13 protein-coding genes are annotated in these 14,216 nt (G+C 69.6%); 7 read left to right on the top strand and 6 right to left on the bottom strand.

Annotated elements, in window-relative coordinates:
• Positions 1–83: 83 nt before the first annotated feature.
• From BLU81_RS40930 to BLU81_RS40920, 3 genes are all read left to right on the top strand, one after another.
• Positions 84–1,085, top strand: a complete 1,002-nt coding sequence (locus BLU81_RS40930) for a fatty acid desaturase family protein (protein WP_092554121.1) — start codon at positions 84–86, stop codon at positions 1,083–1,085.
• A gap of 267 nt (positions 1,086–1,352) precedes the next feature.
• A complete protein-coding gene (locus tag BLU81_RS40925) occupies positions 1,353–2,282 on the top strand; it encodes a CDP-alcohol phosphatidyltransferase family protein (RefSeq protein WP_092554118.1) in 930 nt (309 codons plus the stop codon).
• A 235-nt stretch (positions 2,283–2,517) separates the two neighbouring features.
• Positions 2,518–4,116 carry a phospholipid carrier-dependent glycosyltransferase gene (locus BLU81_RS40920; protein WP_092554115.1) on the top strand — a complete coding sequence of 533 codons (1,599 nt, stop codon included), beginning with the start codon at positions 2,518–2,520 and terminating at the stop codon, positions 4,114–4,116.
• A gap of 13 nt (positions 4,117–4,129) precedes the next feature.
• Here BLU81_RS40920 and BLU81_RS48870 read toward each other — a convergent pair whose 3' ends face one another.
• Positions 4,130–4,513: a hypothetical protein gene (locus BLU81_RS48870; protein WP_157751994.1), complete on the bottom strand. Its 384-nt coding sequence runs from the start codon at positions 4,511–4,513 to the stop codon at positions 4,130–4,132.
• Between the two features lie 256 nt (positions 4,514–4,769).
• Between BLU81_RS48870 and BLU81_RS40915 the strand changes: the two genes are divergently transcribed.
• Genes BLU81_RS40915 through BLU81_RS40905 form a run of 3 tightly spaced genes read left to right on the top strand, consistent with a single transcriptional unit; the run spans position 4,770 to position 8,685 of the window.
• The gene (locus BLU81_RS40915) at positions 4,770–5,867 is read left to right on the top strand and encodes a hypothetical protein (RefSeq protein ID WP_157751993.1); all 1,098 of its coding nucleotides are present in this window, start codon (positions 4,770–4,772) and stop codon (positions 5,865–5,867) included.
• Between the two features lie 8 nt (positions 5,868–5,875).
• Entirely contained in the window at positions 5,876–6,775 is a 900-nt protein-coding gene (locus tag BLU81_RS40910; RefSeq protein ID WP_157751992.1) for an adhesin, read from the top strand.
• 14 nt (positions 6,776–6,789) lie between these two features.
• Positions 6,790–8,685 carry a CHAT domain-containing protein gene (locus tag BLU81_RS40905; RefSeq protein WP_157751991.1) on the top strand — a complete coding sequence of 632 codons (1,896 nt, stop codon included), beginning with the start codon at positions 6,790–6,792 and terminating at the stop codon, positions 8,683–8,685.
• Between the two features lie 143 nt (positions 8,686–8,828).
• Here BLU81_RS40905 and BLU81_RS40900 read toward each other — a convergent pair whose 3' ends face one another.
• Entirely contained in the window at positions 8,829–10,295 is a 1,467-nt protein-coding gene (locus tag BLU81_RS40900; protein WP_092554103.1) for a deoxyguanosinetriphosphate triphosphohydrolase family protein, read from the bottom strand.
• Positions 10,296–10,306: 11 nt separating this feature from the next.
• The gene (locus BLU81_RS40895; protein WP_172890884.1) at positions 10,307–10,825 is read right to left on the bottom strand and encodes an LURP-one-related/scramblase family protein; all 519 of its coding nucleotides are present in this window, start codon (positions 10,823–10,825) and stop codon (positions 10,307–10,309) included.
• A gap of 149 nt (positions 10,826–10,974) precedes the next feature.
• On the opposite strand from BLU81_RS40895, the gene BLU81_RS40890 reads away from it, so the two are divergent.
• Positions 10,975–12,078, top strand: coding sequence for an MBL fold metallo-hydrolase (locus BLU81_RS40890; RefSeq protein ID WP_092554097.1), 1,104 nt, complete (start codon positions 10,975–10,977; stop codon positions 12,076–12,078).
• A gap of 364 nt (positions 12,079–12,442) precedes the next feature.
• Here the strand turns inward: BLU81_RS40890 and BLU81_RS40885 are convergent, their stop codons facing one another.
• From BLU81_RS40885 to BLU81_RS40875, 3 genes are read right to left on the bottom strand one after another with little or no spacing between them, the layout of a single operon-like run.
• Positions 12,443–13,348, bottom strand: a complete 906-nt coding sequence (locus BLU81_RS40885; RefSeq protein WP_092554094.1) for a diacylglycerol/lipid kinase family protein — start codon at positions 13,346–13,348, stop codon at positions 12,443–12,445.
• 34 nt (positions 13,349–13,382) lie between these two features.
• Positions 13,383–13,583 carry a hypothetical protein gene (locus tag BLU81_RS40880; protein ID WP_092554091.1) on the bottom strand — a complete coding sequence of 67 codons (201 nt, stop codon included), beginning with the start codon at positions 13,581–13,583 and terminating at the stop codon, positions 13,383–13,385.
• A gap of 26 nt (positions 13,584–13,609) precedes the next feature.
• The gene (locus BLU81_RS40875) at positions 13,610–14,176 is read right to left on the bottom strand and encodes a GAF domain-containing protein (protein WP_092554088.1); all 567 of its coding nucleotides are present in this window, start codon (positions 14,174–14,176) and stop codon (positions 13,610–13,612) included.
• Positions 14,177–14,216 lie beyond the last annotated feature (40 nt).

Below are 14,216 nucleotides of genomic sequence, written 5' to 3'. Positions count from 1 at the left end.
CGGGCTGTCGGTAGTGCCAGCCCCACCATCACGAGGGTGCTGGCACGACTGACGCGGGAGCCTGACGCCGGTTGGCTGGATCCATGACGACGACAGCCGAGACCCGTACTTCCGGAAGCGACTTCGCCGAACTCAACCGCCGGATCAACACGGCCGGACTGCTACGGCGGCGTCCCGCCCACTACGCAGTCCGCATCGGACTGGTGACCCTCGCCCTGATCGGTGGGTGGACGGTCTTCTTCCTGGTCGGCTCCTCCTGGTGGACACTCGCCGTGGCGGTTCTCCTGGCCGTCGTGTTCACCCAGGTCGCGCTGGTGGCACACGATCTGGCGCACCGGCAGGTGTTCCGCACCAACAGACCGAGCGCGCGGGCCGGGCTGATCGCCGGCAACCTGGCGATCGGCATGTCCTACGGGTATTGGATGGACAAGCACACCAAGCACCACGCCAACCCGAATCATGACGATCTGGATCCCGATGTCGGCCCGGACGTGCTGGTGTGGTCCCGCGAGCAGGCCCGCGGCCGGGGCTTCCTGACCCGTCACCAGGCCTGGTTCTTCTTCCCGCTGCTGACCCTCCTGGGAGTCGATCTCAAGCGGGACAGCGTGCGGGCGCTGCTACGGGGCACGGTGAAACGGCGCGGGCTGGAGAGCGCGCTGCTCACGGCTCATTTCATCGGCTATCTCGGTGCGCTGTTCCTGGTGCTCACACCGCTGCAGGCGCTGGCCTTCCTAGTGGTGCACCAGGCGTTGTACGGGGTCTATCTGGGCCTGACCTTCGCACCGAACCACAAGGGCATGCCGCATCCCGACGGCACCGAGGACTATTTGCGCAAACAGGTCCTGACTTCACGTGACGTGCGGGGCGGACCGTTCGTGGACGCGATACTGGGCGGGCTCAACTATCAGATCGAGCACCACCTGTTCCCGGCCATGCCGACCCCGAACCTGCGGCGGGCCCAGCCGATCGTGCGGGATTTCTGCGCCGAGATCGGGGTGCCCTACGCGGAGACGGGGCTGATCGAGTCGTATCGGCAGGCGTTGCGGCATCTGCACGACGTCGGTGCCGAGCTGCGGGCGAGATGAACACCGCCGGGGCGGAAGAATGGCCCCGCGGTGCCATCGATGCCGAACTCCGGGATGGAGTTGAGCGGCTGCCGGGGGCGGGGCGTAAGGTAGCCGGACCGGCTCGGGGGTGCTCGATGGAGCACCACTCTGAAGTGATACCGAGTCGTAACAACCCCGTCAAAATTGGCTACCGGCCGCCGTGTTTGGCATTACCCCTGGTAGTGCCTTTCGTTCATCGGCGGGCCACATAGCGTTTTCAGAGGATTAAGGTTTAAAGTGCCGCGCGTGAAGGTGACCTTGCAGGAGATCCGGGAGCGGACCTACAAGCCGGTCGACGCGTGGTGGACCGTGCTTTTGGTCGACCCGCTGGCGTCGCGACTGGTGCGTCTGGTAGCGCCCTACCGATGGATCACGCCCAATATTCTGACTCTCATCGCGTCGATCTTCGGGTTCGGTGCCGCCGCCTGTTTCGCCGTCGGTGAGACCTGGTACCTCGTGGCTGGTGGAATCCTTTTCCACATCAGCTTCGTGGTCGACTGTATGGACGGCAAGATCGCCCGGCTCAACGGCACGGGCACCATGTTCGGCCAATGGCTGGACTTCGTGCTCGACCGTGTCCGGGTCTTCTTCATCGCGCTGGCCCTCTTCGGCGGCCAGTTCGTGCGGACCGACGACGTCGCCTGGCTCTGGCTGATGGCCGTCGCGATCTTCCTGGACCTGTTCCGGTACCTGAACGGTGCGCAGATCGCGAAGGTCCGGCGCAGCATGACGGACCAGGTCAACGCTTACAAGGAGCCGCTGCGGGCCGCACAGGCCGAGGCTGCCGCCGAGATGAGCGAGCCGTCCACCGAGATGCCCGAGCCGGAGCCGGAGACGGCCCCCGCGAACCCGAGCACTCCCCCGAAGAAGAGTTCGCTGAAGAACCGGATCGGTGCGACCCTGCGCCGCAACCGCATCCGGACCCACCTGATCAGCGGTATCGAGTACGAGATGTTCGTCTTCATCGTCGGCCCGATCACCGGCTTGGTCTTCCCGGTCACCATCATCGCCGGTGCCGGTCTGCTCGCTTTCGAGTCGTTCCTGATCTTCAAGCTGCTCCGGGCCTGCCAGCGGTTCCCGGGCCGGCTGGAAGCCGCCAGGGTTGCCTACGAGCAGCACGAGGCGGAGCGCGCCGCGGCGGTTACCGAGACGCAGTCCGCCCCGGCCACGGTCTGAGCACGCGAACGCGGCGGTGAGCTGCGCGGCGTGACTGGATTTTGACGGAACATCGAGCACCCCCGGCGCTACGGCACCGGGGGTGCTCCTGTTCTGCCACCGACAGCGGACTGTGCGGTCGGTCTCTGGCACTGGGTGGGCGCTGGCGACACCGACGGTGACCGGCGACGCTTCCCGTGCTCTGGTGGCCACCCGCACGGTGGGCGCCGGATCCGGGGCCGACTAGATTGGCCCGATGCTGCGACGCCGATTGATCTACATCCTGGCTGTTGTGGCGATGTTGGGGCAGATGGCGTTCGCCATGGTCACCACGGCTATGCAGCAGTCGCCGACCATCGACGAGCCGGTGTATGTGGCTACCGCCGAGGTGTACCGGCAGCAGCAGAGTCTGCGCTACAACCCGGAGCATCCGCCGCTCGGCAAGCTGATCATCGCGGCCGGGACGGCGTTCGCCGGGGCCGAGCTGGATCCGGCGTACCCGGGTAATCAGACCCGGCTGGGGCGGCATCTGCTGTACGAGACCGGCAACAACCCGTTTCAGGTGATGTTGCTGGCACGGCTGCCGGTGATCGTACTGACGCTGGTCTTCGGGTTGGTGGTGTTGTTCTTCGCCCGGGATCTGGCGGGGGCGTGGGCGGGGCTGATCGCGCTGGCGCTGTACAGCTTCTCCCCCGACCTGATCGCGCACGGTTCGCTGGCCACGCTCGACGTGCCGGCCGCGGGGATGTTGCTGACCGCGTTCTGGCTGGCGTGGCGGGCCCGGGAGCGGCCGAAACTGTACGTGCCACTGGCCGCTGTGGCGCTCGGTGCGGCGCTGGCGACCAGGATGAGCGTTCTCCCGGCCGTACCGCTGCTGATCCTGCTTCTGGCTCTTTCGACGTGGAAGGCTCGGCCCGGCGTCCTCAAGAAGCGACTCGCGGAGGCGGCCGGAGCGGCGCTCGGCGCGGGGCTGATCGCCATCGCGGTGGTCTGGTTCACCTATCTGGTGGTGGATCCGCGGCTGCGCTGGGAGACGCCACCCGGCCTGCCGGAACTCACCGGGCTGAAGGCCATGGTGGTGGATCTGCTGCCGTTCCCGCAGGCTTACCGGGACGGGATGCTGGTCCAGTTCAAGTTCGAGAACAAGCTGTACAACGGGTTCCTGCTGGGTGAGGCCTACAAGGGTTCGCCGTGGTACTACATGCCGGTCGCGATCCTGATCAAGACGCCGCTGGGGATGCTGGCGCTGTGGGTGGCCGGGGTGTTCACCATGCTGGTGGTTCCGAAGCTGCGGGCGGCGACGCTCTATCTGCTGCCGGTTTCGGCGCTGTTGCTGCTGTTCACGATGGTGGGGGCACGGAACTTCGGTACCCGGTACGTGATCATTCTGCCGATGTTCCTGGCGGTGGCGGCCGGGGCGGTGGCGCTGATCCGGACGATACCGTCGCGGGTGGCCACGGTGGGGTTGCTGCTGATGGTGGCGGTGAGTTCGCTGCGGACGTTCCCGTACTACCTGCCGTACTCGAACGAGGCGTTCGGCGGCACCGCGAACACGCACAACAATCTGCACGACGCGAACGTGGACTGGGGTCAGGACCTGGCCCGGCTCGGGCAGCATCTGCGGACGAAGTACCCGGGTGAGCCGGTGTGGCTGATCTACAAGGGTTCCGGGGTGCCACGGTATTACGGGATCGACGCACGGGATCCGTACTCCGTACCGGTCAGTCAGATCCGGGGTCTTCTGGTCATCTCGGACAGCCGGGTGGCGCTGGCCAGTCCCCGCCTGAAACAGATGATGGAAGGCAGCACTCTCATCGATCAGGTGGGCTATTCGATCAGTATCTATCGGCGCTAGAGACTGCTGGGCCTTAGATCTTCGAGGTTCTCCACCTCGCCGAGCGGGCCGGCGTCACCGTGCACCCGGAAACCGAGGTCACCGCGCTCCGGCCGGACGGCGACGGCTGGCGGGTGGAGACCCCGGCCATTGCGGTTCCTCGGGCAGGCGGTGCGGCGAACCGAACCCGCCCTGGATCCCGGTCGGCCACGAAGCGGTCCGCCGGATCGCCGACCGGATCGGCGGCTACCCCGGCGGCACCGTCGGCGACGTCTTCAACATTCCGCTCACCGCGCACATCCTCGGCGGCGCCACCATCACGCCCCCGCAGCCCTGCGCCTCCCCCGATCCGCGTGACGCTCACCGTCAGGGCTTGAAAAGCACGCTGCGGTACGCCCGGCACCTCCGACAACCGCACCAGCGGAGTCCCGCCCGGTCCGCGCGAGGCGGGCGCGGCTCCGGACCGCCCGGCGACCGCCGGGCGGAATGCGATAGCCCGATCGCTGTCCGTCAGTCACCATCGAAGGCGCCAGCGGAAGGATCGGTGTGGACGGATGAATGTATCGACGAGTGGCACTCCGACGCTGTGTCGGCGATGCGGGCAGATCAGCCCGGGATCATCCGGGTCCTGCGCGCACTGCGGTTCAGCACTGACCGATCCGACGGTGGCGCGGGTGCCACCGCCGGGCATCGACGGGCCGGCCCACCGGTTCACACCCGCAGCGGTCCAGGTCGGCGACGGGCCGGTGCACAACTTCCCGCCGGCGGCGGTCCAGTCCGCGCTCGATCTGCACCTGAGCCGGACCACCTGGCGGCGGATCGGGGCCGGGTGCGCGGCCCTGGTGCTCGTGGTGATCGCCTTCCTGGTGCTGCGGCCGGACCCGCCGAGCCCGGCCTCGACCGTCGAGGACTACTTCGGCCACCTCGCCGCCGGTGACACGGCCGCCGCGCTGGCGCTCGCCGACAGCGGCGGCTGGTTCACCCCGGAGGATGCGCCGCTGCTCGTGCCGGCCGCCCTCGTGACCGCCGCGAACCGGCCGGCCGACATCACCGTGAAGTCCACCCAGGACCTGAGTGGCGACGGCCGATACTCGCTGGTGACGGCCTCGTACCGGCTCGGCGGACAGACCATCGAACAGGGCTTCGCGGTGATCGGGACCGGGGACGAGGAAATCCCGTACCGGCTGGAGCAGCCGTTCCTCTACCTGGCCGTGCAACTGCCCGAGGGGATGGACCTCACGGTGAACGGGGTCGCGGTCGGCTCGTCGGCGGCTCGTGGCATGCCCGCGCTGCCCGCCGTCTACACGGCGACGACCAGCGGCAACACCCTGTTCGCGGGGGCCACCCGGACCGCGAGTTACCAGGCCGGGCAGCAGGGTGTCTCGGCCGAGATCGACCTCGCCCAGTTGGCGATCGCTCCGGGTGCGGCGGGAGCCGTGCAGACGGCCGCCGAGGCCTACCTGACCGCGACCTGCGTCGACCCGCAGGGCTCGGCCTCGTACCGGTGCCCGATGCAGGCCCCGTCGCTGGCCTGGAGCCAGACCACGACCTGGGCCGTAACCGCGTTCCCCCAGCTTGCGGTGGTTCCGGCGGACACCGGGCGGGCTCAGGTGCGGTTCACCACCGGCACCGCCGGATCGGCGGCCTACACGACCACCTACACCGAGTTCGGTGGGGGCGAGAAGACCGAGTCCGGCACGGTACCGATCGACATCAACGGCCACGCCGCAGTCGGCGACGACGGCGCGATCACGATCACACTCGGCTATTAGGAGGAGAGTTGACGACCTCAGATCCGATGGGCGCTCGATGGGCCGCGACCGGTCCGCAGTCCGACGAGGACATCGCCTACCGCACCCAGACACTCCGATTCACCGGCATGGAACTGTCGCTCGACGAGTCGGTGTCATTCTTCGCCCTGCTCCGGCTGTGGCTGTACGCCGCGATCGCCGGCACCCTGGTGTACTTCGTGTTCGTCCTGCTCTTCCTGCTCACCCTGCTCGGCGGGGCGGGCGGTTCCGCGAGCCCCACGGTCTTCGGGGGCCTGCTGGGATTCGGCACCTTCGCCGGGGTCGCGGCGTTCTGGGCGGTGCTGCTCCTGGTCAAGATCCAGGAGCCGGTCGCCGAGTGGAAGACCCTGATCGAAGGCAAGGCCGCGGCGGCCGAGTCGTCCTATGCGGCGATCTACCACTCGCTGGCCCGTCGCCGGATCCCGGTCGCGGTGACACCCCGCCGGGTCCGCAGCGACATGATTGCCGAGTCGGTCAACAACCGGCTGATCATCACGGAACGCTCGTACATCGCCTATGTCTCGGTCTTCGCGTTCGGCACCTCGCTCTACGTCGGCTGGACGATGTGGCGGGAACGCCGGGGCACCGCCCTGATCGCCCAGTTCGTCAAGGACATCGTCGGTTCGGTGCTCGGGCGGACCGGCATCATCAACCAGATGCTGCGCACCGAACGGGTCCGGGCGACACGCGAGGCCCTGCACTCGGCGGTGCGTGAAGGCGTCGACGCGGCAGTCGAAGGCATCGAGATGCCGATCGCGGCGACCTTCGGCTACGACATCCCGATCGAGTCCCTGCCGGCCACCACACCCGGCGCCGCGGGCGGGCCGCCGCACACCGCGGGCGGGCCGCCCCCGATGGTGGGCCGGCCGGCCGCACCCGGCGAGCACTGAGGCGGATGACGGGTATGTCCGACCGGGACGTTCTGGCCGAGCCGGACAGTACGGCGCCGGCGGCGGGGGTACTGACCGCCGCCGGGCCGCACGGCTGCCACGCGTGGATCGCCCTGCTCGTCGAGCCGGTGCCCGGCCGGGAATCCGGCGACGGCACCGGCCAGCACCGTCGTGCCGAAGCGGCCCTCGCCGACGCGGGCTGGCTCGCCGGCCTGTGGGATCCGGCCGCCGGAGCCCGGCTCGAACTGCGTTACCTGCACCAGCCCGGCGAGCGGTTGCGGTGTGTGCTGCTCGGCCGGGTGACCGCGCCGACCGCCGCAGCAGCGACCGAGGCGGCCCTGCGGCTGCGCGACCGGCTCGGCGCCCTGCCCGCGCATGTGCGGGCCGCACCGGTCCGGGCCGCTGCCGACATCAGGCTCTTGCTGGAACCGTTCCGGGCACATCCGTCCGGCCTGGCCGAGGTGCGCAAACAGATCCGGGCCGGACAGCCGGCCCGGCCGGACGCGGGAGTCGCCTACTACCTCGCCGTGCCCCGGCTCGCCGGTGGGGCAGCCAGCTGGGACCCGCTCTGGCAGAGCGTCGCCGACCTGCCGGAACCGTTCATGCTGACGGTCGGGCTGGAGCCGTACGCGCCGCCCGCACCGTTCGCCGGCATGCTCGCCGACCTGGCCGCACGGTACGGCCGGCTCGCGACCCCGGGCCGGAGCGAGCGGAGCCCGCTGCGGATGCGGAGTCACGAACTGGCCGCCGACCCGTTCGCGGCGTACGCGGCCCGGCACTTCGCCGAAGCGTGGCAGCACTACCAGTCCACGGTCTTCCGTACCCGGATCACCCTCGCCGCACCCGGTCCGCTGCCGTCCACCCTCGTCACCCGGGTGGCGGCGACGATCTGCGCGCCCCGCGCCGACCGCGAGGTCACCCATGTCGTCGTGACGCCCGAACCGGACGAGATGGACACCGCCCGGCGGAACCTGACCGCCCTGGACAACGTGCGCTGGGACAAGCGTTACCTGGCCGGGCTGCCGCCGGTGCCGACCGGGCTGCGGCTGCTGGCCGAGACCATGAACGCGGGCGAGGCGGTGTCGGCCTGGCGACTGCCACCCCAGCCGGCCGCCGGCAGCCGCCCGGTGTTCGTCTCGGTGACCACCGGCAGCCTGCACGTCGACCAGTTGGGCAGCGCACACGTGGCCGGCGACTCCTTCAGCAACATCGGCGACGGCGCCACGATCGTCAACCACAGCACCGTGACCGGCTCGTTCACCGGAGCCCCGGCCTCATCCGTCTCCTCGACCCCATCCGGTTCCCCTGGCTCGTCCGGTTCCTCAGGCCCGTCCGGGGGGTCGGCGCCCCGGCTGGCGATCCTGCTCGCATGTGCCAATCCGCGCGGCAGTGAGCCGCTGCGCCTCGGTGCGGAGGACCGGACGCTGCGGCAGTCGATCGCATTGTCGGCGAACCGCGACCGGATCCGGGTCGAGACACTGAACGCGGTCACCATCGACGACCTGCGCCGGGCTCTGCTCGGGCGGCAGTTCGACGTCGTGCACTTCTCCGGTCACGGCACCCGCCGGGGGCTGATCTTCGAGGACGACGTGGGGAAGCACTTCCAGCCGTCCAGCGCCGCGCTCGCCGAGCTGTTCACCCGCCGCAAGATCAAGGTCGCGGTGCTCAACGCCTGCTACTCGTTGTCGGTGGGCCGGATCAGTGCGGTCGGGACCGAGTACACGATCGCGTCCGACGGCCCGCTCGCCGACCCGGCCGCGATCGAGTTCACCCGCGGCTTCTACGACGCGCTCGGCGCCGGGCTGGACATCCCGGACGCCTTCGCCGAGGGCCGGGGCGCCGCCGCCCTGAAGGGCCTGAACTACAACGCGATCCTGCTGCGCCGAGGCGAGGAACACGTCGCCCCTTAGGCCTGTGTGGTTACTCGGGGTGCGATTCACACCCGGAGTAACCACACAGCAGGGCAACCGCGAACGCTCTCCAGGCCGTTTCGCGGTCAGGGCCGGGTGCGAAACGCACCCGGGCCATCCACCCGAGGGAGATCTGCGGCCGGTCAGAGGACCAGGGCGTCGGTCCACAGCTGGCGGGAGCGGCCGGACAGTGCCTCCATCAGGCCCACCGCCTGGCTGTCGGTCAGGCCGGCGACGAAGTCGACGATCGCGCGGCCCCGGGCTCGCTGGACGCGTTCGGGGGTGCCGGGCGGGAGTTCGGCCTCGGCCAGCTCCACCAGGTCGCGGAGCCGGCGCGGGAGGCGCTGGGCCTCGTCGGGGTCGGTGAGCCAGGACAGCAGGGCCTCGACCAGGGAGGCCAGCAGGCGGCCCTGACCGCGCTGGTGGAGGGCCAGATCCGGGCGTTCCAGGACGAAACGGTTCTGGACGAACTTCAGGATCTGTACCTCGTGCCACTGCTCCCGGGACAACTGGACGTGGCCGCTGCGGACGGCCGGCTGACCGATCATCTCGACCGCGTCGACCAGGCGGCGCGTCCAGTTGGCGGAGAACGCCGCCACCCGGGCCTCCGACTCCAGGGAACCGTCGAACGGGCGGGCCAGCAGGCCGTCGACCAGTTCGGCGCGGACCAGTTCGACGGCGTCGGCGAAGGCCGAGTCGTCGGCGATCCAGCCGTCCTTGCGGTGCAACTGGCGGCGCAGCGACTCGATGGCGCCACCGGCCCGGTTGGTGTCCGACTCGGGGCCCCAGCGCTGCCAGGCCATCAGCTCGGCGGCGACGGCACCCTGCTGGAGCACCCCGACCCGGTGCACGTCCTCCAGGTCGTGGATGGCGTAGGCGATGTCGTCGGCGGCGTCCATCACCGAGGCCTCGACGGTCTGCTGCCAGTCGGCGACCCGGCCGCTGAACGGGGCGCGGGCGGCCCGGACGTCCGCGATCTCGGTCGAATAGGCACCGAACTTGAGCGATCCGCCGTCCGGGTCGTCGGGGACCGCTGCGGCACCGCGGGGCGGCGGGTCCATGAACCGGGGATGCGGATCGGGATGGGTGAGCCGGGTCCACGGGTATTTGAGGATGGCCGCGCGGACGGCGTTGGTGAGGTTGAGCCCGATGGTGGCCTGGCCGCGGATCTCGGTGCTGGTGACGATCCGGTACGACTGGGCGTTGCCCTCGAAGCCGTCGCGCAGTCCGAGACGCTGGCGGGCCAGCCGGTCGAGGACCCGCTCGCCGAGGTGCCCGAACGGCGGGTGACCGAGGTCGTGGGCGAGCGCCGCCGCCTCCACCACATCGGGATCGCAGCCGCCGAGTTTGCCGGCCAGATCGGGGTCGGCGGCTTGCAGGCGCTCGGCGATGGCCCGGCCGACCTGTGCCACCTTGAGGCTGTGGGTGAGCCGGTTGTGCACGAGCAGGCCGGCCCCGCCGGGGCTGATCACCTGAGTGACCCCGGCGAGGCGGGCGAGGAACGGGGAGCTGACGATCCGGTCCCGGTCCACCCGGAACGGGCTCGACGCCAGATCGCCGGGGGCTACCAGGCTGTCGCCGAAGAGTCGCTGGGCACGGGGGTCGTCCATGCCCGTGGAATCTACCGACTCTGCAGAGCGTCCAAACCGACGGCCATCGCCACGACCAGCCTGCGGTCGACGTTCGGGTCGTGGATGCTGACCTGGTAGGTGTCCCGCAGGCCCCACTTGCGCACCACCGAGAAAGCCGGGCGGCCCTGGATCACGAAGTCGAAGTGGTACGGCAGCCACGACAGGTAGTCGATGAAGCGCCGCAGGATCGCCACCCACTGGTTGCGTTCCTGGCCGGCGATCTCGCCGTATCCGGGCTGCTCCACGACCCAGCTGGAGCGCAGCAGAGAGGCCGCGAAGTTCTTCCGGAACAGGCCGATCGGCTGCCCGCCGGCGTCGGTGACGTCGTAGGTGGCACCGAGGTCGATGACCTGCCGGGCCTTGAAGCCGAGCAGCGGAACCTGCTTGGTGTCGTCGGTGTAAAGGGTCACCTGCTCCTTGAACGCCAGCCGCTTCTGCTGGGCGAAGGCGAGGATCCCGGCCTCCTGACCGTCGGGGGTGACGGCGTGGACCTCGTATTGGTTGACCATGAGCCGGATGCGCTGGCGCACGATGAGATGGTTCTGAGTCTGAAGGGTGTCGAGCGTCACCGCCGCAGTGTGCCATACCGGTCACTAACTGAGACGATGCTGAGGGACGTGGTGGCAAGCCGCAACCTGCGCGGGTCAGACTGGAGACCATGGCTAAGCGAACGCGTACCCGTACCGTGATGGCTCTGGCTCTGGGCGCCGCGGCGGTGTGGGCCGCCCGCGACGTTCCCGCCCAGTTGGGCGCCCGTTCCCGGGGGCCCCGCCGGGAGCGGGTCCAGAGATCACCCCAGTACTCCGAGGGCAAATTCCGCAACACCGTCCCCGCCGTGCAGATCGCCGTCGGCTCGATGCCGAAGGCGGCGCTCGCGGCGGCGAGCGACCGCGACTCGCGACGGCCGCACCAGCCGATCCCGCTGGTCACCACGCCGCCGGGCGGCGACGCGCGGGGACTGCACATCACCTGGTACGGGCACTCGTCCGCGATGATCGAGATCGAGGGCCGCCGGGTCCTGCTCGACCCGGTCTGGAGCGATCGGTGCTCGCCGTCCCGGCTGGCCGGCCCGCGGCGCCTGCACGAGCCGCCGGTTCCGCTGCGGGAGTTGCCCCCGATCGACGCCGTGGTGATCTCCCACGACCACTACGACCACCTCGACATGGTCACCATCCAGAACCTGGTCGACCTGCAGGCGGCCCGGTTCCTGGTGCCGCTGGGTGTGGGTGCGCACCTGGAGAGCTGGGGGGTGCCGGTCGGCCGGATCGTCGAACTGGACTGGAACGAGAAGGCAAGTGTCGCCGGGATCGAGTTCGTGGCCACGCCGGCCCGGCACTTCTCCGGGCGCGGGCTGAGCCGGGACGAGACGCTCTGGGCCAGCTGGGTGATCAACGGGCCGACCCGGAAGGTGTTCTACTCCGGCGACACCGGTTACTTCGACGGGTTCGCCGCGATCGGTGCCGAGCACGGGCCGTTCGACGCGACGCTGGTGCAGGTCGGGGCGTACGGGGATGCCTGGCCGGACATTCACATGACGCCGGAGGACGGCGTGTCCACGCACCTCGACGTGCGTGGTGGGCTGTTGATCCCGGTGCACTGGGCGACGTTCAACCTGGCGCTGCACGAGTGGGCCGAGCCCGCCGACCGGACGTGGCGGGAGGCGAAGGCCCGCGGCGTGAAACTGGCCGTTCCCCGTCCGGGCGAACGGGTCGACGTGGACAACCCGCCCGCAGTCGACGGCTGGTGGCAGCAGGTCAGCTGACCGCCCCGAGAGCGTGGTGACTTGCGGTGCGATCCGCACCCCAAGTCACCACACAACAAGCGAACCGCACGAGCGTGGTGAGCTGGGGTGCGGAACGCACCGCAAGTTTCCACACAACAAGCGAACCGCGCGAGCGTGGTGACTTGAGGCGCGATTCGCACCGCAAGTTTCCACACAACAAGCGGGCCGCATGAGCGTGGTGACCTGAGGCGCGGAACCGCACGCGACATGTGGGCCGTTGGGGTCCTGGAACGACGCTCACGCCCGGCGGGCGCGCTGCGGTCCGGGCCGTCGCCTGCCTCGCGGTGTGGCCACGGGCGGGGTCGCCTGCGGTTGCCGGACGGGTAGGCGTATCAGAGCGGGGTCATGGTTTTTCGGAGGGTACGCAGATCCGGACGGCCTCCGGGACCACCCGCGCGGTGAACTTGCGGGTTTTGGCGCGGGCGCCGCCGTCGAGTTCGTATTCCATCTTGGATTCCAGGGTGACGTCGATGCGGCGGGCCCTGGTGGTGCGGACGAACGGTGAGTTGTCGGAGCGGGTGACGGCCATCGTGCCGAGGGCGCGGGCCCACTCGACGGCGTTGTGGGCGGTGGCGACGCCGACGTCGAGCCAGCCGTCGGTCGGTGAGGCGCCGTCGAAGGCCTGGATCCCGGCGTGGATGGTGCCGACGTTGCCGATCAGGACGCAGCTGGCCTCGTCGTCGAACCAGTCGTTGCCGTCGATCTTGATCTTGGCGCGCGGGGTCTCGCCGTTGACGTGGCGCAGGCCGGTCCAGACGTAGGAGAGTTTGCCGAGGCGGTCCTTGAGGGCGCCGTCCGCGTCTTTGATCATGGCGCCGTCGAAGCCGACTCCGGCCATCACCGCGAAGTGTTCGTCGTCGAGCCGACCCAGGTCGATGCGGCGGCGGTCGCCGGTGAAGGCGATCTCGACGGCCTTCTCCAGGTCGGTGGGGATGCCCATGTTGCCGGCGAACAGGTTGCCGGTGCCGGCCGGCATGATCGCGACCGGCGTCTCACGGCCCTTCTTGTCGCGGGCCAGCACGTCGAGGGTGCGCTGGACCATGCCGTCGCCGCCCCAGACGATCAGCAGGTCCACATCGGCTTTGACCGCTTTGCGGACCTGCTTGGGGGCTTTGCGGCTCTTCGGCACCTCGTACCAGAGGAGTTTCTCGATGCCACGGCTGGTCAGGAGACGGCGTAGTTCGTCGAGTCCGCCACCGAGGGTCTTCCGCCGGTGGGCCACGACGGCGATCGTGCGGGGGGTTCGCATGTCGCCGCCGTTACCCGGCCGGACGGAATACCAATCAGCGGAAGCCGAAGCGGCGCTTCTTCTTCCGCCCGAACAGTGTCTGCGCGGTGTCTGCGCCCTGCCGTAGCAGCCGGGACGCCCGGTTGTTCGGCCCTCGGCGACGCTCGACGGTGTCGCTGAGCTTGCGGGCACCGGCGACACCGAGCGGGACGAGGACGGCGGTAAGGACGATGCGGCGAAGAAGATTCCAGATCATGTCACTGGAGTACCCATTCGGGGAGATCAGTTCACCGTTTCCCGCATCCGCTGTTCGGCGGCAGCGCTGCGGATCACCATGAGCCGCAGTTCCAGCTCGTCGGCGACGATCGCGGCGAGGTTCTCCAGGGCCTTGAGCTGACGCGGGTGCGCCTCCCGGGGCACGCTGTCGATCACGTTGACGGTGCCGAGGCGGTAACCGTCGTGGGTGCGGATCGGGGCCGCGGCGTAGAACCGCAGCCCCAGGTCGCCGCGGACCAGCGGGTGTTCCAGGGTGCGCGGGTCCACGGCCGCGTTGTTGATCACGTAGACGTCGTCCTGGGCGATCACCGAGGCGCACAGGCCGGGCTCCTTGCCGATCTCCCGCACCCCGGTCAGGCCCTGGCAGGCGGCCAGCCACACCCGGTCCCGCTCGACCAGGGAGACGGTGGCGATCGGGGTGCCGAAGAGGGCGCCGGCGACGAAGGCGATCCGGTCGTACGCGTCCTCGACCGGCTGATCGACCAGCCGGTACCGGCGCACCGCGTCGAGGCGGGCCTGCTCCCGCGGGTCCACGTTGTCCAGGTATTCGTAGGCGCTAGACGACTCTGTCATGGATGAAAGCCTATTCCCGCCGAACCCGGAGAAGTCGCAC

Source organism: Actinoplanes derwentensis, from assembly GCF_900104725.1.
Lineage (GTDB): Bacteria > Actinomycetota > Actinomycetes > Mycobacteriales > Micromonosporaceae > Actinoplanes > Actinoplanes derwentensis.
Note: the sequence above shows the minus strand (reverse complement) of the source record. Positions and strands in the feature narration are given on the sequence as shown.